At 59.5% G+C, this 19891-nt stretch carries 14 protein-coding genes and 4 pseudogenes; 11 read left to right on the top strand and 7 right to left on the bottom strand.

Annotated features, from left to right (window positions below; genetic code table 11):
- The 3 genes from BUE39_RS25070 to BUE39_RS25060 form a co-directional block, all read left to right on the top strand.
- The coding region (locus BUE39_RS25070) for a transposase (protein ID WP_143169521.1) at positions 1 to 338 on the top strand (338 nt) is incomplete at its 5' end.
- A 1911-nt stretch (positions 339 to 2249) separates the two neighbouring features.
- Positions 2250 to 3347, top strand: coding sequence for an integrase domain-containing protein (locus tag BUE39_RS25065; protein ID WP_073431406.1), 1098 nt, complete (start codon positions 2250 to 2252; stop codon positions 3345 to 3347).
- 9 nt (positions 3348 to 3356) lie between these two features.
- Complete coding sequence (locus BUE39_RS25060) at positions 3357 to 3725, top strand: hypothetical protein (protein ID WP_073431405.1); 369 nt, start codon at positions 3357 to 3359, stop codon at positions 3723 to 3725.
- An 89-nt stretch (positions 3726 to 3814) separates the two neighbouring features.
- Here the strand turns inward: BUE39_RS25060 and istB are convergent, their stop codons facing one another.
- Together istB and BUE39_RS25050 are read right to left on the bottom strand one after the other, a co-directional pair.
- Positions 3815 to 4603 (bottom strand): IS21-like element helper ATPase IstB, encoded by a 789-nt coding sequence (gene istB, locus BUE39_RS25055; RefSeq protein ID WP_073431404.1) that lies wholly within the window; start codon positions 4601 to 4603, stop codon positions 3815 to 3817.
- Between the two features lie 5 nt (positions 4604 to 4608).
- Positions 4609 to 5394: pseudogene (locus BUE39_RS25050) on the bottom strand (Mu transposase domain-containing protein); the annotation flags it as partial.
- A gap of 59 nt (positions 5395 to 5453) precedes the next feature.
- On the opposite strand from BUE39_RS25050, the gene BUE39_RS25045 reads away from it, so the two are divergent.
- From BUE39_RS25045 to BUE39_RS25015, 6 genes are all read left to right on the top strand, one after another.
- On the top strand, positions 5454 to 5708 hold the full coding sequence (locus BUE39_RS25045) for a DUF5372 family protein (RefSeq protein ID WP_159442594.1): 255 nt from the start codon (positions 5454 to 5456) through the stop codon (positions 5706 to 5708).
- A 188-nt stretch (positions 5709 to 5896) separates the two neighbouring features.
- Positions 5897 to 6349 carry a helix-turn-helix domain-containing protein gene (locus BUE39_RS25040; RefSeq protein WP_073431402.1) on the top strand — a complete coding sequence of 151 codons (453 nt, stop codon included), beginning with the start codon at positions 5897 to 5899 and terminating at the stop codon, positions 6347 to 6349.
- Between the two features lie 270 nt (positions 6350 to 6619).
- Positions 6620 to 8704, top strand: coding sequence for a recombinase family protein (locus BUE39_RS25030; RefSeq protein ID WP_073431401.1), 2085 nt, complete (start codon positions 6620 to 6622; stop codon positions 8702 to 8704).
- A 239-nt stretch (positions 8705 to 8943) separates the two neighbouring features.
- Positions 8944 to 10239, top strand: coding sequence for a site-specific integrase (locus tag BUE39_RS25025; protein WP_235004946.1), 1296 nt, complete (start codon positions 8944 to 8946; stop codon positions 10237 to 10239).
- Positions 10236 to 11228 carry a tyrosine-type recombinase/integrase gene (locus BUE39_RS25020; protein ID WP_073431400.1) on the top strand — a complete coding sequence of 331 codons (993 nt, stop codon included), beginning with the start codon at positions 10236 to 10238 and terminating at the stop codon, positions 11226 to 11228. The genes BUE39_RS25025 and BUE39_RS25020 overlap by 4 nt, the downstream gene beginning before the upstream one ends.
- Entirely contained in the window at positions 11225 to 12229 is a 1005-nt protein-coding gene (locus BUE39_RS25015) for a tyrosine-type recombinase/integrase (protein WP_073431399.1), read from the top strand. The genes BUE39_RS25020 and BUE39_RS25015 overlap by 4 nt, the downstream gene beginning before the upstream one ends.
- 110 nt (positions 12230 to 12339) lie before the next feature.
- Here the strand turns inward: BUE39_RS25015 and BUE39_RS25010 are convergent.
- Together BUE39_RS25010 and BUE39_RS25000 are read right to left on the bottom strand one after the other, a co-directional pair.
- Positions 12340 to 12954 (bottom strand): annotated as a pseudogene (locus BUE39_RS25010) (transposase); the annotation flags it as partial.
- A 1002-nt stretch (positions 12955 to 13956) separates the two neighbouring features.
- A pseudogene (locus tag BUE39_RS25000) lies at positions 13957 to 14229 on the bottom strand (ATP-binding protein); the annotation flags it as partial.
- Between the two features lie 14 nt (positions 14230 to 14243).
- On the opposite strand from BUE39_RS25000, the pseudogene BUE39_RS24995 reads away from it, so the two are divergent.
- Positions 14244 to 14540 (top strand): annotated as a pseudogene (locus BUE39_RS24995) (ATP-binding protein); the annotation flags it as partial.
- Positions 14541 to 14653: 113 nt separating this feature from the next.
- Here BUE39_RS24995 and BUE39_RS24990 read toward each other — a convergent pair.
- From BUE39_RS24990 to BUE39_RS24980, 3 genes are all read right to left on the bottom strand, one after another.
- Positions 14654 to 16531 (bottom strand): polysaccharide biosynthesis protein, encoded by a 1878-nt coding sequence (locus BUE39_RS24990; RefSeq protein ID WP_073431410.1) that lies wholly within the window; start codon positions 16529 to 16531, stop codon positions 14654 to 14656.
- Positions 16532 to 16536: 5 nt separating this feature from the next.
- Positions 16537 to 17577, bottom strand: coding sequence for an MraY family glycosyltransferase (locus BUE39_RS24985; RefSeq protein WP_073431398.1), 1041 nt, complete (start codon positions 17575 to 17577; stop codon positions 16537 to 16539).
- Between the two features lie 129 nt (positions 17578 to 17706).
- A complete protein-coding gene (locus BUE39_RS24980) occupies positions 17707 to 18678 on the bottom strand; it encodes a UDP-glucose 4-epimerase family protein (protein WP_073431397.1) in 972 nt (323 codons plus the stop codon).
- A 114-nt stretch (positions 18679 to 18792) separates the two neighbouring features.
- On the opposite strand from BUE39_RS24980, the gene BUE39_RS24975 reads away from it, so the two are divergent.
- Complete coding sequence (locus tag BUE39_RS24975; protein ID WP_073431396.1) at positions 18793 to 19884, top strand: acyltransferase family protein; 1092 nt, start codon at positions 18793 to 18795, stop codon at positions 19882 to 19884.
- Positions 19885 to 19891: the final 7 nt, after the last annotated feature.

Raw genomic sequence — 19891 nt, 5'->3', positions numbered from 1 at the left:
TCGATGCACTGGTCCAGGCCATTCCACATATCCGGGGCAAACGGGGACGTCCCCTGCACAAGCCGCAAATCGTTCAGGGCGACCGGGGCTACAGTTCCGAGCCACATCGGCAGCGCTTGCGCGAACGTGGCATCACGCCCGTGCTCGCAAAAATTGGCTCGCCCCATGGCAGCGGACTCGGCAAAACGCGTTGGCAAGTCGAGCGCTCGATTGCCTGGCTTCACTCGTTTCGACGCCTGAAGATTCGCTATGAACGCTACGCCCATATCCACGAGGCTTTCCTCTCGTTAGCTTGCGCCTTGATTTGCTGGACGCGCCTCAAGCCTTGGTTTAACTAATTTCGCAACAGCTTCTAAGACTCACTGTGCCTGGGAGCGCGTACAGTGTCCAGAGAGCAAACCGGAGGCGTACGGGCGAACGGATCTGCCGACAGGCCAACCGAAACATACGGGCGGCTATGGCAGTTCAAGGTCGATGCGTCGTGGACGCAGGCGTGAATATACTCCCACGCCGTCAAAACTGGCAAGCCCGCGGCTCACGGTACGCATGCTATGCCTCTAGACACACCGAAACAGCGGAGAGCCAGCATGGACATCGCATGGCCGTTACTTGGACTCAATGCAATGTTTGTAGGAATAGGTTGGATGATGCACCGTGGTGCGGGGCAGCAGAGGAAGCAGCTCATTGCGCGACGTTCATCGCTCGTAGCTTCGCCCCAGGGAGAACCGCAACCGCACGCCGTCGCGTCGCACCAGAGAGAACTGCACTGCCCACATTGCGGCCATACCATCGGCGACCGGGATTTCGCATGGCAGCATGATCCGACGGCCTACTGGCCGGCACGCGAATCATCGTATTCCAGACGGCCACCCATCTGAGCGCGAACGCACTGATGCTCGCTTACCCCGCGATATTCCGCCTTCAGGCCGCGCGAGAGGGACGACTTTCAGAGCACTGCACGGATCGGCCGCTTTCTCGTTGGAGCACTCGCGGACGCGGCCACGCTGTTTGCGTCGATCGTGGCGGCCACCTTACTCCCCACTGATATACCACGCTAAGACAATGCGGCTGCCACCGACTGACTGCGGCCCGCGCAAAGGTCGCTGAGATCTGTATTGGCCGCACGCCGGTGGTCTCTCTCGCTGCCCATTCACATTGACCTGCGCCCGCCGACACGCCGATCGCGCAAGGAGCGGCGTCAGGAAATGGTGATTAATGCAACCGCTGACTTGCAGGGCCGTGTGCAAGCGCAGGCAACCCATGGTGTTGTGCCGCATATCACCCGAAGGTGTTGCCCATGCTCCGGGCGACCTGCTCTTTGTGCGAAAGCGACGCGCCCCTTTTGCAATCTCTGCAGCTATGTTCTAATTATCGCAGTACCGTTCGCTCACGTCACGAGCATCGACCATTACACTCCCTGCTGGGGGTTTGGGGGCGTTTTTCGCCCAATTTCTATACAAGCGTTGCGCAGCCTCAGGGCGAAGCAAAGCACATTGCGAAGTTCGTTAGCAGCATCAACATGAATTGAGCGTGCGCGGGTCATTCAGAGCCAGAGCCGTTTCCAAAGCCTAGAAGTTGCCGCGGCGTCATTCGCGTGGGGCCTCTCCCTGTTTCAGGCCTGCACGTGCAGTCGGTGTCGCGTCGCAGCCCGTCACCGCTTGTGCGGTAAGTGATCGCCAGCCAACGGAGGTTCCGTGCAGGCGAGTCTTTTCAATGTGCCAGGGATTCGCTGCCTGGCGTCTAGCCGCAGATACAAGCAGGTGTTCATGACGCGGCCATGCCGCCAATGTCTTCCCGATGTCGAGGAAGCATCTTTTCCTTGCGATATACAGCGCAGTATCCATCAAGATAAACCTTGCGATTCATTCATCTCCAGATGAAGGCCGCAAGCGCTCCAGTCGCGGCTCCTGCTCCCTTGACGGGTGCAGGAGGAGTGTCTTTTTCAGACACCAGCCGCTCACCGCTCCGGCATTGACGCAACTTCTCCTCGCGGGCTCCCGCTTTCTCATCCAGAACCTGCTTTCACCAAAGGCCTATCCGTAACCGGATCCCACAGCTCAACGCATTACCCGGCCCTCTCCCGACTTCAATTGCTTACGTACGCGCTGGCCCCGCCCCGGCCCAGCCCGTCATTGCAGACATCCGGCGTATTCCGGATCTGTCACGAGTTCATCGTGACTGGGGCCGTGTTCGCCTTCCCCCGCGGGCGAACATGAGTTGACATGCGGGTGACAGCCGGGAGGTAGCTCATGAGCATGATGTCAAAGGCCATACACAATTGCGCAGTAAGCAGCAAAAAAGCAGGCGGCAGCTTTGCAACTCAGCAGAACAGGCGGTTCGATACAACAGGCCTTTTGCGTTTCGCCAGGCAGGTCGGCGAGTTACGCGCATCGGTCAGTGAAATTCCGGAATGGGTGATTCATGCGTATGCCCAATACTGCATGGCACAGCGCAAAACCGCGGGCACGCTCGCGAATATATTTTCGGCTGTCCGCGTCACATCGCGCCAAACCGGCCGGAACATTGACGACGTGTGCAACAACAAGGAACTTCAACTGGTTCGGCGGGTACGGAAAGGGACAAAACGGGCCATGAACCCGACGGAAATTGAGCAGTTGATCGGGAGAGCGAAACGGATAGACCACGGGCTAACCCACATGATATCTCTCGCACTGCACCTCGGACTCCGACGCAAGGAGGCGCTGATGTGCGGACGTGATCTGGAGATGTGGCTTGACGCGCTCGTGCGCGGCGATTCCACGCTCCCGCTTATGCGCGGTTCGAAAAACGCAAGGCCCAGACACGTACGAATCGTCGAAAGCGAGCGAGCGCAGACGATCGAAGCGATCCGTTCCGCATTAGGCTACTGTCGCGAACATAATCTCGAGTTGATCACTGGCAATGGCAAGACTCTCAGATCTGCAATGAATCGACTGAAAGCACTGCTGCGACGCGCAGGTATGGTTGGCCCAATCAGCTTTCATTCGCTTCGCTATACCTATGCGCTCAAGAGTGCACTGGAAATGCTAGAGGCAGGAATAGCACCGTATGAGGTTCTTGTGGAACTCAGCGAATCGCTCGGGCATGGCCCTACACGCATTCAGATGATTCTTGGACACTACTGCCAACCGATCAGGCATAGGTTTGACGGTCATATATCGCTGAAGAATATCGAGACCGAACGTCGCCGCCCTCCGACCAAACTACCGCGTTCGACAGCGCGCCTACTAGCAAAGCTTCAACATAGCGCGTTGAGTGGCCATCCTATCGGCCGGTCTTATCCAGCACACGGTTCGACAGATTCACCGGCCGGCGCGTCGATCGAAAATCACTTTTCCAAATCCTGAGGTATTTTTATGTCGGATTCCATACTTATAAAACACGTCAAACATTGCATCGATAAGATCGGATGCAACGAGGTGATGCGCGTTGTCACGACTACGGTGTGGTTTGCACTTGAACACTTCATCGCTCAATATTCGGCGACTCCAACGCGGCTGGAAGACCTGGACGTGGCTTTGCTTGCCCGCTTTGTGGAGACCCGCTCACAGGGATGCGTTGATGTCGAATTACTTCTCTTAGAAATCACCTCCATCAGGATGGTTCTGCTCGAATCCGGTTTCCTCCATAATCAGTTGACAGGGCTTAGTGTTCGCGTAAAAAGGGAACGGCTTGCTAATGACAAAAACGGTAAATACCGATTCGCGAAAACACTTTGTACTTAATTTATGTCACGGATCGGCGTAAAGGCGCCGGGGATGATCGCCGTAATGGCGCCAGTTAGAAGTGGTGTCAAACGCAGATTCGAACGGCCTCAAGAATGCGGTTTTTTACTGGATTTTGCAACGGCGTTTTCGCCGTTTTCGGGCATCGGTTTAGGCTTGCGGAAGCTCTCGCCCTCGATGACGATGCGGTAGGCACCGTGGCGTAGCCGGTCGAGCGTCGCGGCACCGAGAACCCGGTTGTCGGGGAAGGCGTCACCCCATTCGCTGAGATCGAGATTGGATGTCAGGATGGTAGCCGCCCGCTCATACCTGGCCGCCACCAGGTCGTGGAAGTCTTCGTCGTGTGGCGCGCGCAGGGGTTTGAGCGCGAAGTCGTCAACGATCAGCAGCGGCACGCGCACGAACTGCTGGAACTTGCGTTCGTAGAGGCCCGTGGCGCGGGCCGCATGCAGCTTCTTGATCAGATCGGTCTGCGTGACGAACAGCACGTCGCGCCCCTGACGCGCAGCGCAGTGGCCCAGCGCCTGGGCGATGTGGGACTTGCCGACGCCTGTTTGACCGACCATCAGGATTGCCACCTTCTCGTCGATGTAACGACCGGTGGCGAGATCGTGGATGTGTGCGCGGTTGAGCTTCGGCAGCCGGTCGAAGTTGAAGGTTTCCAGTGTCTTGCCTAGCCCGAAGCCGGCGCGCACGAGACGCGCGCCGAGTTTCTTCTGGTCTCGACGCGCGACTTCATCATGCAGGAGCATCGCGAGGAATTCGGTGTAGGCGAGCTGTCCGTCGATCGCCTGGCGGTTACGCTGCTCGAGCGAGTCGAGTACGCCGGACAGGCGCAGTTGTTTGAGGATCGTATTCAGTTCGGGACTCGGATTCATGGTGTTCAATGCAGAAGAAGGGAATGGAGGTCACGACCGAAGCGGCCGCCGTTCAGATAGGTGTCAGCAGGCGCCGCCGACGTTTGTGCCGCTGCGGGCTGGCTGTCCAGTCCCTTGTCGAGGATGGTCTTGACGGTGCGGTACTTCGGGCTCGCGAACGCGAGCGCACGCTCGCACGCGGCGTCCAGTCGCTGATCGCCGAACTTCTCGCGCATACGGACGATGCCCTGCGCGCCACGCAGGTTCACCAGCACCGTGTCGTTGAACATCGCGAGAACCAGCGCGTGACAGGATGGCCCGATCTCCCTGGCACGAGCCAGGCACCACTGCGGATCGTGTTCGAGCCACGCCTGCGCCGCCGGCGGCTGGTGGTCACGCACTGTGTGGCGTTCACCTGCCTTGCGCAGTCGTGGATGGGTTGCAATGAGTTCGTGCTGATGGAACAGCTGTACGACCGTATCAGTCGATTTGAGCCAGAGGCTCTTGCCAACCAGCGTGAACGGCACGGAGTACAGCGCCTTCTTGTAGACGACATGTCCGTCCGTATGCACCTTGACTTCGCTCCATACAGCCAGCACCGGCGCAACGTCAGGCAGCGTCGTGAGCAGAGGCTTCTCGATGGCAAAGCGCGCCAGCGGCTGCTCGCGTGTCGTGCCATGTTCGCGCGTGCTGGCCTGCTGCATGATCCATTCGCGCAGCTGCCGGTTGGCATCGGTCAGGTCGCGGAACGTGCGCAGCGGCACAAAGGATTTCTTGACATATTTGACGCCCGACTCGACGATTCCCTTCTCGCAAGTCAGCAACTGTCTGTCATGAGGAACGTCGCGTAGTCAAAGGCGCGTCCTTCGAGATTACCCATCCATTCCACCCAGCACGTGGAAATCGCTTTGCCCTGGTGAGTCGCAAGCAGAACTGGGGTGAAGATCGCGTGATGTATTTCGACGCACACAAGCGTCTGCGCTCGGTGCTGGCATCCTGGACCGATGTCCCGGAGCCAGATCTGTTCGCGCAGGCCTCCGGTGGAAATTCCTGGTTTAGAACTGACGATCTGCTTCGATTGCGTGCTCTTGTTGACGATTTGCTGGGAGCGCGCGATGTCAAATAAATTTCGCCGTGAACGTAAAGATAAATATGCCGCTGTCGAAATGATTTCAGCTTCACTCGAGCAAGATAACCTTCATTTAGTTGCACGTTTTAGCGGTATTTCTAGAATATACCTAATCACAGAGATACTTGACATACCGGATTTTCAGGCGTATTTTATTTGTCATTGCATCGACGGGAGATCATGTAATGACCAGGCCACCGTCAAAGCGCGATCGACTACGCGAACTTGGTGCTCTCAATCCTCATCCCGACCGAATACGGGCGCCATGGTTTCGATCGGGCGATTTCTTCGATCCCGACGATCTTGTTCAGGTCAAATACGAGATGTTGCGTCATGTTCGGGTCGATGGCGCTTCCAAGGCCGAGGCGGCCGCCCTGTTCGGAATGTCCAGGCCGACCTTCTATCAAGCGGAGAGCGCCTTTGCGAGCGAGGGGCTGCCAGGGTTGCTTCCGAAACAGCGTGGGCCCAAAGGCGCGCACAAACTCAACTCGGTGGTCATGGCGTTCATCGAGGAGCGTCTACAGCAGGACGGCAGCATTCGCGCTCGCGCGCTTGCGCAGGAGATCGAAACCTGGCTGGAGCTTTCGATCCACCCACGCAGTATCGAACGTGCGTTAGCACGCAAAAAAAAACCGTAGACGATTCGCCTCAATTCCGTCCGCCATCGTCAGCGCTTGCTCGCTACGAAGCGCTACGGGCCGATCTGCTCGGCACAGGTCCTAACTCAGAAGGCCACGCGGCCATACGCTTTCATGGCCTGTTGCACGGGCTGGCGATCCAACGCCCGGACGCTTCGCGCATCGAGGCTCCCACTCCAACCGTGCCTGCTTCCAACTCAGTGCGGGATAACGGCGCGCTTGTTCGCGTGCTGGCCAACCTCGTGCTGCGCACCCACGAGGAGCTTGCCCATGTCTACTAACTCCGCTCAGAAGGTCACCGCCGAACATCTGCGGCGAGATGCGTTTCTCTACGTTCGACAGTCGTCGCTTCGACAGGTGTTCGAGAATACCGAGAGTACGAAGCGGCAATATGCACTGCGCGATCGCGCCGTTTCGCTCGGATGGCCGATCGAACGTATTCACGTCGTCGATAACGATCTCGGCATGTCCGGTTCCAGCGCCCAGGAGCGAGATGGCTTTCAGCACCTGGTCGCCGAGGTGGCCAATGGTCACGCCGGCATCGTGCTGGGATTGGAAGTGTCGCGCCTTGCGCGCAATAACGCAGACTGGCATCGCCTGATCGAACTTGCATCGCTCACGCAAACTTTGATTCTGGACGAGGATGGAATTTACGATCCAGGTCAATTTAATGATCGCCTTTTGCTTGGGTTAAAGGGCGCCATGAGCGAGGCTGAACTTCATATTCTCAAGGGCCGGCTGCAAGGCGGGATCAAGAACAAGGCACGCCGGGGCGAACTGGAAGTGCCTTTGCCTATCGGGCTTGTGTATCACCCGAATGGCTCAGTCGCACTCGATCCTGATCAACAGGTCCGTGGCGCGCTGCAGCTGCTGTTCGACACGTTTCGGCAAGCTGCGTCAGCTACCGCCACGGTCAAGCGATTTCGCCAGGAAGGGTGGCTGTTTCCGCGTCGCATCCGCAGGGGGATCGGCAAGGGAGATCTGATCTGGGGGCCGTTGGAACACTGTCGCGTCATCCAGATACTGCACAACCCCCGTTATGCCGGTGCCTTCGTGTACGGTCGCACGCGCGGAGCATATCGTCAGGGACGCAAATCCTTCGGGCTTAAGGTTGACCGAGAGAATTGGCAGGTGTTAATCCAGAAGGCTCATCCAGGCTTTATTGATTGGGACGAGTTCGAGCGCAACCAGGCGACGCTTAAGCAGAATTTAACCGGATTCGGGCGCGATCGACGAGGCAGCATGCCACGCGAGGGCGTTGGGCTCCTGCAGGGGCGCGTCGTGTGCGGAGTGTGTGGCGCACGCATGCGCGTACGGTATCAGGTCGTGGGCAATAAACTCGAGCCCTACTATATGTGCACGGAGAATCCGGTGCGCCGTGCCGGCAAACCCTGCCAATCGGTTCGCGGAAGCGCCATCGATGACGCGATAGGCTCGCTGCTTCTGGAGAGCGTCGCACCGGCCGCTCTCGAGGTTGCGCTAGCTGTCGAAGACGAGATATCAGGGCGCGTCAAACAGGCCGCCGATCAGCGCCAGAACCAACTGGTCCGAGCGCGCTACGATGCCGAGCTCGCGCGCCGTCGATATATGAGTGTCGATCCGTCCAATCGGCTTGTCGCCGACACGCTCGAAGCGGACTGGAACGAACGTCTGCGCGTGCTGGATGGATTGCAACAGGAGAACGAACGACTTCAGAACGCCGATCACAAGCTGTTAAGCAGCGATGCACGGACCCAGATTCAGGCGCTCGCCGAAGACTTCCCCCGCGTCTGGAATGACCAACGAGTCGTGCCGGTCGAGCGCAAGCGCATGGTCGCTTTGCTCATTGAAGACGTAACCTTGGTAAAGTCCGAACGCGTCGCGATCCATGTACGCTTTCGCGGCGGGCGAACGACTTCCCTGGAGATCGATAAGCCCAAGCCCATTGCACTGATTCGCAAGACGCTGCCAGAAGTCGTTGCGAAGGTCGACGAACTCCTCGAAACCGGCTCGGATCGGCAAGTCGCCGAACAACTTAATGCGCTCGGTTATACAAACTGGAAAGGTGAAGCGTTCACGCACAAGAAGGTCTTTATCGTCCGCACCGCCTATCGACTCAAGAGCCGGTTTGAACGCCTGCGCGAACGCGGCATGTTGACAGCCAACGAACTCGCCGCACAACTCGGAGTGTGCCCGACTAGCATTCATCTGTGGGGCCAGCGCGGGCTGTTGCGTCAGCATCGCTACGGTAACCTGCATCGCTGCCTGTACGAGCCCGTCGGCGACGTCGTCCTGGTCAAAGGACAAGGCGGTCGCTACAGTTCGACACAACCGACGTTTATCGCTGTTCCACCAACCACACAAGGTGCAGTATGAAGCGTACGCCTTCTTCTGCGGGTCGTGCGGTGGACATGCGTCGATCCGGAAGCCGTATCCCTCAGCGAGCGCGGCGTACGAACGTTGGACCTCCGGGCTGTACATGCAGGCTCTGGTGATCGCACACTTCGCGTTGTCGATGTTCTGTGCCCGAGGCCGTTATGTGGCCGTCCGCATTGAACTAGGAGTTGCGAGCGACTCTGCTGCACTGCAAGGCAACATAACGCGCGTGCTATGGCATGGTGATTTCCCTCTTTCCTTGGGAGATTGTCATGCTCGAGCACTATTACTTTCGTCCAGAGACCGTCGACCGCATTCGTGCGTCCTGGATCGCTCCGGCGATTGAGCAATACGTCACCTGGCTGACAGAGGCTCATTACACGGCCCGTAGCGTCTTGCATCGCGTTCCCGTGCTGATGAGCTTCGGGGAGTACGCAATGGCGCACGGTGCGATGGATTTCGCGCAGCTAAGCGATCACGTCGAACCGTTTGTGCAAACCTGGATTTGTCGGCATGGGCGTGGGCGCAGTGCTGCCCGGCGGAGCAAGTTTTCTCATGAGGTTCGCAATCCTATTTGCCAGATGCTACGCCTGGTAGTTGACGGTTACGATGGCCCGGGTCGTCCACACAAGCCGGATAACCCGTTCGAACGGGAGGCTCCGCATTTTATGGCGTTTCTTGTTGAGGAGAAGGGGCTTCGCCCGCGTACCCTTATCCAGTACCGTTTCCATCTACATCAGTTTGCCATCTACCTCGAGCGTAACGGCATCCGGTTAGGGGCTGTTTCGCCAACCGTAATCAGCGGGTTCATCGCCGAGTACGGCCCACGTGTTGCGTGGACAACGCTTCGTAACGCTTGCGGAACGTTGCGGGTCCTACTGCGCTATCTGTATCGGGAAGGAGTCGTGTCCCGGGACCTGAGCCCGCTCGTCGAGTTTCCGCAATCATATCGACACGCAGGCATCCCCCGATCTATCAGCTGGGATCAGGTCGAACAGGTCCTGGCGAGCATTGACCGGCGCTCGCCCTGCGGCAGGCGCGACTACGCGATGTTGTTGCTGCTGTCTACATACGGGTTGCGGGCCTGCGAAGTTGCCTCGCTTACCCTGGACGATATCGACTGGCGCAACGAGCGGTTTAGAATCCGGGACCGCAAGGCAGGCAACACCACCACTTATCCGCTTTCCGCAGTGGCCGGATCCGCGATCGTCGACTACCTCAAGAATGGCCGACCGGCCACAACGCATCGTGAGGTTTTCATGCGCATGTCGGCACCGCTTGCTCCGATTGGTCACGCGGCTGTGGTGTGCCGGGCTGCTCACTTCATCCGCAAAGCAGGCATCAGCGTTCCACGGGCCGGCTCACACGTACTACGGCACAGCTGCGTACAGCACTTGCTGAATGCTCATTTCTCACTCAAGCATATTGGCGACTATGTTGGCCATCGAAGCATCTCTTCGACCCAGATTTACGGCAAGCTGGCAATCGAGCAACTACGCGATGTTGCGCAAGGCGATGGGGAGGATGTGCTATGAGATCTCCTACTCGCTTCCGCAGCTTTCTTGGTCCAGATATCGAACGGTTCCTCGGCTACAAGCGCTCGTTGGGCAGGCGTTTCGACGTCGAAGAGAAAGCACTCGCTCTACTCGACGCATACCTGCTACGCAAGCAGATCCGCAGCTTTTCCCAAGTGACTCCGACTGTCGTGGACGAGTTTCTGCTCTCCCGTCCGCGACCACACCCGAGAAGCTACAACCATCTGCGCTGTACGGTTGGGAGGTTGTTCGCGTATCTCGTCAATCATGGGAAGCTTGTCGCGACGCCACTGCGATCACCACCGCGCCGATCACGATATGAACGAACGCCTTTCATTTTCGACACGGCGTCGATCAAGAGGTTGCTTGCGCTTGCCAGGATGCTTCCCGACAAAGGCGGGACCATAGGGCGAGGCGACACGTATTTCGTCATTTTCGCTGTTCTGTACGGACTCGGATTGCGGGTCGGCGAGGTCTGCAGGCTGCGAATCAAGGACGTTGACCTTCAGCGTCAACTGCTCGTCATCCTCGAAACAAAGTTCTACAAGAGCCGGCTGGTACCTTTCGGCCCGAAGCTTGGTGCATTGCTTGCCGAGCATTTGCGTCAACGCGAGACAGCGTCCACATACCCCGCTCAGGACGAGAGTCCGCTGTTCTGCTTACGTGGTGGACGGGCCATCAACCCATGCACAATCAGCCAGACTTTTCACGCCCTGATTCCCAAACTGCGCCTTAAGATTCCACTGGGCATCTCGTATCCGCACTTACACGATCTCCGCCACGCATTCGCCGTCGGCGTACTCACACGATGGTACCGTCTCGGCCTTGATCCACAGGCAAATCTCCTTGCGCTCTCGACGTTCATGGGGCATGTCGACGTGAGCTCCACAGCGGTGTACTTGACGACGACACCTGAGCTCCTTGAGCAGGCTAACCGGCGTTACAAGGCATTCGCTGCGGCAACTCTCAGGGAGGTCCTCCCATCATGAACCCATCTCTCGGCTCATTGATACAGTCATTTTTTATCGACCACCTCCCCGTACAGAAAGGCCTGCGTCAAGGTTCGATCGGAAGCTATCGCGACACAGTTCGACTGTTTCTGGGCTTTGTATCCGAGCAACGCCGCACCTCAATTACCTCCCTGACTGTCGAGGACCTCACCTTCGAGCGAGTTCTGGCATTCCTCAAGTATCTGGAGCAGCGGCGCGGCAACTCCGTGCGCACGCGCAACCAACGGCGCGCGGCCCTGAATACCTTCTACGCGTACCTCGCCTTACGCGTGCCAGAGATGTTGGCAGCGTGCCAGCAAATCGCGGCGATTCCCGTCAAGCGCACATCATTGCCCGATACCCATTACCTCGAGCAAGAGGAGATGGCAGCATTGTTTCGGTCTCTCCCAAAGCGAGGACGTTTTGCACTTCGCGACCGAACACTGTTGCTCTTTCTATACAACACGGGCGCGCGGGCTCAGGAAGTCGCCGAACTTCGTAGGGAACATCTCGATTTAGCACCTCCCGCCAAGGTCCATCTGCACGGCAAAGGCGACAAGTGGCGCGTCTGCCCGCTCTGGGATGAAACGGTAAAGTGTCTTCAGCAACTGCTCGGTGAGCAACGCATGTTGCCCAATGGTCCGGTGTTCGGCACAGTAAAAAACCGCCCCCTGACGCGCTTTGGTATCTACAAGATAGTCCGGCGACATGCAGCGCCGTGGGACACTGACGGTCCGCAGCCGCGACATGTCAGTCCCCATCTGTTTCGACATACTGCCGCCGTCCACCTCCTTGAATCCGGTGTCGAGGTCAACGTCATTCGTGGTTGGCTCGGACACGTCAGCCTCGATACCACCAATCGCTACGCTGAACTGACGTTACGCGCCAAGGCCGAAGCGTTACGTGCCTGCGAAATAAGTCCTTCTAATTCGGGGGCATCCCGCGCTCGTGCAGTCTGGAAGGACGACAAAGCACTCATCGAATGGCTCAACGCGCTGTAGCTCGTTATGTGCCCAGACATTCGCGCTCCTCCCGACAGCAGTACAAATCTGCGTCGACCGCCACATAACGGCCTCGGGCACAGAAGCCCGATTTTGTTCCCGGCAACAAAATCGATGATGATGCGGCCCGGGCAGCCGCCAAACCACTCAAAGGCGCGACGGTGGCAAGCCAGCCATGTCTCGACGGTCTGGTCGAGCACGAGCTCGACATACTGGTGCCGCGACCAGCAGAGGGTCATGACGAAGAACCACGTCTTGATCTGCGCGCCCGATTCATGTGGTAGTACCGGCCCGGCGCCGAAGTCAACCTGTGCGGCCTCCGCTGGCGCAAACTCAAGGATCGTTGTGGCCGGCACGCCGCGTTCGGCCCTCAGGCCCAGCAGGATACGGCGCACCGCCGAGTAGCTGCCGGTGTAGCCATGGTTGCGTTTCAGCGCGTGGTGAATCGTTGTGCCCTGAACGCCGGCATCACGCCAGTCACGGATCTGCTCGCGAAACGGCTCGAGCGTGGACACGCATGTGCTCGGCAAATGTGGAGTGCGGCCAAACACGCCGGCAATCACGGTATCGTCAGGCAACGGCTGCCCGGGATTCAGCCAGCCGCGCTCGTCGGCCATACGACGAACAGCGGTCAACTTCTTGCGACCCATCAGGCCGCTACGCCCGATGTCGCGATCAGAATCGCCTTGCCGCATGCGGACAAGGACTTGACGGTACTCAAACAATTCGAACCTCCGGTTGGTCATGGACACTCCGTTCAGAAAGAACGGGAGCGTACCCATCTGGAAAGTTCGAATCGCGTTCAACACCCCGCGCCAGTGGCGCCTATACGCCGATCATTGACTGGCTCCTTTACGCCGGTCACGGACTGGCGCCATAACGCCGATCCTGCGCTGGCGCCTATGCGCCGATCATCAGGTGGCGCCCATACGCCGATCCCGGAATGGCTCCATAACGCCGGTCAGTGACAATTTATAAGCCGCTGGACTTCGGGCGCGGACCGCTTGGCATCTCCCGAAGTGACGGTATTTAGCCCTTAAGCGAGCGGGAGAGCCAAGGCACAGCTCCCCGTGAACGGCAAGCGGGTCCGTCGCATCCTGCGCGGGCACCGCTTATTGTTCGAGCGCAGCCGTATGCCACCGCGCTCGCATCGATGTGACGACAAGGTCGACCCGGCGAGGAGCTCAGCGCTGGTGTTCTGATGGCTCGTGTTTCGTCGCGATAACGGCGAGCTGCTGCGCTTGACGTTTGGCTGGACTGCTGCGACCGCGAGACGATGAGCTGAGCGGCGACGACCGGGGATCGCGGCCGGGACATCGTCCGTGACCCGATGCTCGCGGCTGTCGCGCATCGCTGTTTGCCTGCGTCAGCTCTTGCCCCAATCCGCACATCGCCACTGCAAATGTGCGGCGATTCTGTCCGAATCGAGATATCGGGGATGACAGTCGCGGAAGCGGTTCAACCGCGTGCGCATAAAATGGTGCAGCTCGGCGGCTTGCATGATTGTTTCCGGCAACGTCGGGTCAAGCACGCAATGCGAGGCAGCGAATATGGCAATGCATTCAACCGGGCAGTTGTATTCGCCGAGTATCGCGCGCAGGTGTCGGAGAGCGGGTTTTGCCCTGCGCAATGGAGTGCGTATTTCGGCGAACGTGACCGCCGATTTCGGGAACGTGACCGATTCGGCGGGGTTGGGCGTTGCGCGGTGTTGATTGTAGATTTTCCCGTTAGTCCTGGTCGAGTTCGGGCTCCAGGACGCTGGGTTTTGGGGATGCCTTTCTGAGGGATTCACCGGTGAGCGTGATCCGGTGATGACGCTGCATGAGACGGTCGAGCATTGCGTCGGCGATGGTCTCGTCGCCGATCCATCCATGCCAGTGCTCAATCGGTAACTGGCTGGTGATGATGGTCGCCTTTCCCGCCGAGCGGTCATCGATCATCTCGAGCAGATCGTTTCGGACCATCGTGTCGAGGGGAGCCATTCCCCAATCATCAATTAATGTTGAGCTCAACATTACTGGACGATTTCGGACTGAAACCCATGCGCACGCCCGAAGATGAAGACTTCCACGATCTGATCGCCGAACGGTACGAACGTACATCGACCGTCCTGACCAGCAATCTTGATTTTACGGAATGGGGGGACGCGTTCGCGACCAACAAGATGCTCGGCGCCGCAACGCTTGATCGCCTGCGACATGCCGCGTACCGCGTCGTGCTCGACGGCGGCGAGAGCTACCGCGTTCCGCGCCCGATGCCCGAGAGCAACAAATCAGCGCTTGCGAAAGGAGGCAAAAACAAGGATTCTTGATCCCCATTCGAGCCCCAAATCAGGCGCCTTTCACTGGCGCCATTACGCCGAAATCACCCGGCTCCTTTACGGCGAAAGGCAACACTAGGCAACCTCCTCAAAACCTTCGGTGCTCAGGAAGCCCGCGTCACTGGCGCCACGCTGCGCAACGCCGGTGCGGCCGCCGGCTGGTATTCCGGCACCCAGCGCCGCAGATCGCGCCGGACCTCCTGGTCGCTCGGGACACGATGCTGCATCAGCCAGGGAAGCAGTTCATCGAGGAGATTGTCGGGCGCTTCACGCGCCTGCGCGATACGCAACTTTGGATGAGGCGTTCGCGTGGTCGCTTCATCGTCGGCCAGCAACTCCTCGTAGAGCTTCTCGCCGGGACGCAAGCCAGTGAACACGATGCGAATATGTTCTTCGCTAAAGCCGTACAGGCGGATCAGGTCACGCGCCAGATCGACGATCTTGACTGGTTCGCCCATGTCGAGGATGAAAATCTCGCCACCATGTCCCATGCTCGACGCTTGCAGCACGAGTTGCGACGCCTCAGGGATCGTCATGAAGAAACGCGTAATCTCCGGATGTGTGACTGTGACCGGGCCGCCCTTCGCAATCTGCTGTTGAAACTTCGGAATCACGCTGCCGGCACTGCCCAGCACATTGCCAAATCGCACGGTCTCGAACTGCGTGCGCATACTGGTCTGCTGCAATGCTTGACAGGCCATCTCCGCGAGGCGCTTGCTCGCGCCCATCACGTTGGTCGGATTCACCGCCTTGTCGGTGGAAATCAGCACGAAGTGCTTCACGTCGTGGCGAATCGCGGCGCGCGCGACGCGGTACGTGCCCAACACGTTGTTGCGCACAGCCTGCCACGCGTTGAGTTCCTCCATCAGAGGCACATGCTTGTAAGCCGCCGCGTGAAACAGAATGTGTGGCGTGTAGCGAGACAGCACTTGGTCGAGCAGCAAGGAGTCTTTTGCATCGCCGATCACCGGAACCACGGAGAGCTTCGGAAAGCGCTCATGCAGTTCTTCAGTGAGCCGGTACATAGCATATTCGGACAGATCGAACGCGATCAACTGGGCCGGTTCGAAGCGCAGGATCTGACGGCAGAGCTCCGAACCGATCGAGCCGCCCGCGCCGGTGACCATCACAACGCGGCCGCTCAACAGCGCTTCGACGTGCGGCATGTCAATGCGCACCGGCTCACGTCCCAGCAAGTCTTCCAAGTCGATCTGACGCACACGCGACAGAAACGCCTCGCCTTGTGTGAGCGTGGTCAGTGCGGGCAACACCATCGCACGGACGCCGGCCCGAACACAGAGCGTGGCCACACGCCGTTGTGCATCCACCGACGCCGACGGGATCGCGATGATCGCATGTTCGACCTTCATGTCCGAGGCCCAGTGCTGCAGGTCGCTAATCGGCCCCCAGACCTTGTAGCCGTAGATTTCGCGGCCTTGCTTGGCCGGGTCGTCATCGAGCAGACCGACCAGCCGCCACTCGCTCGAACGCGACAGTTCACGGGCCAGATTGGCGCCGGCGTTGCCCGCGCCGAGTACCACGACAGGTTTGCCCTGCCCGACCAGCCCGCCGTAGAGATAAAACTCCTTGGACGCACGGTAGAGTGCGCGGGAGCCGCCCATGGCAAGAAACAGCAGGAGCGGGGAAACAACGAGCACCGAGCGCGGAATGATCGGATACGGCTGCGCCATCACGGCCACCATAATCATCGCAAAGGCACCGGTAAGCACGGCCTTCGCGATGCGCATCAGGTCCGGCAAGCTCGCGAACACCCACATGCCCCGGTAAAGACCGAAGATGCGGAACATCAGACCGTAGACAGGAAGGGCCCAGACGAGTGTTCGGACGGCGCCGGACCAGAACTCGACTGGAACGAAGCCATTGAAGCGGATCAAGTACGCTGTGAGCCAGGCGCCTGCGACTGCGCAGAGGTCGAAGACGAAGGCGCTAAACGATAGCCATGAGGCTTTGTGTCGAAACATCGGCGTCACACCTCAGGTTGTTCGGAATTTGCTATCCGGAATCGACGCCAACGTGAATCGACTCCGATACCCATCAATATCAGCACGATCGCCCAAGCACCAACGCTACACCATTGAAGGGTTGAAGGCCAGCCAAGCAAACCGACAGCAAGTACTATACCAGCCACCATTACTGCATACCATAGGAGGGCTGTCTTGGAATGGCCGAGCCCGTACTGGACCATGCGCTGGTAGTAATGTTCGCGGTGCGCCTGCCAGATTTTTTCACCACGCAGGAGCCGCCGCAGGAGCGTCACCGAGGCGTCGCCGATAAACGGCGAAAACACCAGTGCGGGGAACCAGATCGGCCACACACCGTTGCTCCAGCCCCAATAGCCGAAAGCGCCCGCCAGAAAGCCGAGCGGAATCGACCCGGCGTCACCGAGGAAGATTTTGGCCGGGTGAAAGTTGAAGATCAGGAAACCCGCCGCCGCCCCCGCCACCGAGCCCGAAGCCAAGGTGAGTTCCGGCGAGGGATGCCCGGAAATTGCGGCCCCGAGCGCGTAGCCAGCGAAGCCGAATAGCGACATGCCGCCAGCGAGACCGTCCGCACCGTCCATAAAATTGTAAAGATTGACCAGCCAGAGCAGTAAAAATGACAGGCCCGCCAGCAGCCAAAGCGGCGCCGGCGCCGGGTGCGCCCAGACGAAGACCGCCACCGCGGCGAAGTGCGCCGCGAACCTGACCCGCGCGGGCAAGCCACGCCGGTCGTCGATCTGGGAGACAGCCGCAAGCGCCGCCGCGAGCACCGCCGCGAGCCAGATGGTTGGCGTAGCGATCAGCATCGCGAGCACGCTCACAGGGATGATGCCCCAGCCGCCCACACGTGGCGTTGGAAGCGTGTGTAGCGAACGTTCGTTTGGCACATCGGTCGCGAGACGCCATGCGAGGCCGGTCCGCAGCAACGTCAGGAGAATCAACGCACAGGCCGCGAGCGAAACCGCCGCGACGCACGCGGCCGAGATCCATGGCGAATCGATAAAGAAAGGGAACACCGGGTGGATCATCCCAAATATTGATGCAGTAAAGGTAGCGCAATTGTCGAGACTGAGATATTGCTGGCTTAACGCTCGTTCGCGCGTTACGGGGACTTATCGGTTGTTACTGGATGTTAATTCGCCCGACCGGGCGGAACATTAATCCGTGCGCCCCGAGGCGGCGGGTCGTGACGCCAGATACCACGCGGCCGTGGCAGCCAGCCCTGCGTCCAGTGAAAACGGGGGCGACCAGCCCAGCACATCGCGGATATGGCTCGAATCGACGCGCAGGCTGCCCGTCAGTCGATCGATCTGGGCGGTTTTTCCCGTCAGCCGCCCCGCCATCTTCAGCACGCCGGGCGGCACGGGTACAAGCCGCGCCGGTCGCTTCAGATGCTGACCGAGACGGCGCGCCAGTTCCGCGACGCTCGCGTCTTCGCCATCAGTCACGTGAAACAGTTGGTTTGCGGCACCCGGATGCGTCGCGCAGGCGACGAGCGCGCTCACAAGATTGTCCACGTAGACCATGCTCCGACGCGCAGCGACCGCGCCGATCGGCAGCGGCATGCCTCTGGCAATCGCATGCATCAATGCAAAGAAGTTTGCACGGACCTCCGGTCCGTAGACGAGCGGCGGACGAATCACCACGATCTCCAGGCCCGCGGGTGCGCCATAGTCTTGCAGCATCACTTCGGCTTCCGCTTTCGATACGCCGTAAGGATCGGGCGGATGACGCTCGTCGGTTTCATAGAGTGGCCGGCCAGAGTCGAGCTCCGCGAGCGCCTTGATGCTGCTCACGAAGACGAAGCGCTTCACTCCGGCGCGCATCGCGGCTTCGGCGACTTTCAGCGTGCCGTCGACGTTTGTGGCGCGGAAGGCAGCAAGCGGATCGGTGGCAGCGTCGCGCATCACGTGGACGCGGGCCGCGAGATGGATCACTGAATCGGCGCGGGCGAAGGCATCGGGCGTAATCGCGTCGAGCGATGCGATGCGCACCGTCTCGTCGCCCCGCTCGAGCGTCGCGCCATCGCGCACGATGCCGACCGGCTGCATGCCGGCATCACGCAGGGTACGCGTGAGCGCGCGCCCGACGAAGCCGTTGGCGCCGGTGATGACGATGCGCGAGGTCATGCCTCAGCGCTCCGGATACACCGCGCCGCCACGTTGGAGGCGGACCTGCAAAAATCCTTGTGTAGTATCATTTACGATCCCTTGTTTTCAATCCCGGCCCCCGTTGCCCGCCCCATGCAGAATCTGAAGCCCGCCACGAGTTCCGACGCGTCTCGCCAGCTTGCCCATCCGCGCGACAACTTCGATGCCATCCGCCTCATCGCGGCGTTGATCGTTGTGTACGGCCATGCGTTTCCGCTCAGCGGTGTGGCAAGTCCGAACATTCTCGGCAACGAAGTGCAGACGCTCGCAGTCAAGGTGTTCTTCGTGATCAGCGGTTATCTCGTGATCGAGAGCTGGCGCCGCGATCCCTCGCCCTATCGCTATCTGTGGCGCCGCTGCCTGCGCATTTTCCCGGGCCTGTTCGTCTGCGTCGTGCTCAGCGCGTTCGTGCTCGGGCCGCTCGTTACGTGGCTGCCGCTCAAGGAATTCTTTGCGAACGAGTGGACGCGCCGCTATTTGGGAAACATCGTACTGTACCCGTCATACGCGTTGCCGGGCGTCTTCGACAAGATCACCTATCCGAATGCCGTCAACGGCTCGCTATGGACCCTGCCGGTCGAGTTCTCGATGTACCTCCTCTGCCCATTCGTCGTCCTGTGGGGTCGCGGCGAGAAAGTGCGCATTCTCATCGCGACGGCCATCCTGTGCGCGGCGGGATTGTATCTGGTGCGCTTCGCCCGCCCCGCCCACCAGATCGTTTTTTACGCGACCGATGTGGTGTCGGCCCTCGATGCCGCGCCGTACTTCTTCCTCGGCGCGAGCTGGCGCATTCTGGCGCCACAGAAGGCCTACAACCTGCAGGCCGCCCTGCTCGCGGTGCTGATGCTGGCTGCGATTCCCCACGGCACGATCACCTACGAGGTCGGACTCTATCTCGTGCTGCCCTACGCGATCCTGTCGTTTTCGCTCGCCAAACCGGCAGTATTCGGATGGGCCGGGCGCTTCGGCGACTTCTCGTATGGCGTCTATATCTATGGCTTCGTCGTTCAGCAGAACGTCTCGTATCTGTTCAACACTGGCGGGCGACCATACGTCAATTTCCTCATCTCGGTAGTACCGACGCTGGTGCTCTCCGTGATCTCGTGGCATCTGATCGAGAAGAAATTCCTCCTGCTCAAGCCGAAGAAGCGCCGCGCCGCCGCGACTGCTCTGGCGACGCCCTGAGGTCGCA

Origin of the sequence: Paraburkholderia terricola, assembly GCF_900142195.1 — a bacterium.
GTDB classification, from domain to species: domain Bacteria; phylum Pseudomonadota; class Gammaproteobacteria; order Burkholderiales; family Burkholderiaceae; genus Paraburkholderia; species Paraburkholderia terricola.
The sequence above is the reverse complement of the archived record's forward strand: the minus strand, read 5'-3'. Positions and strand labels throughout refer to the sequence as shown.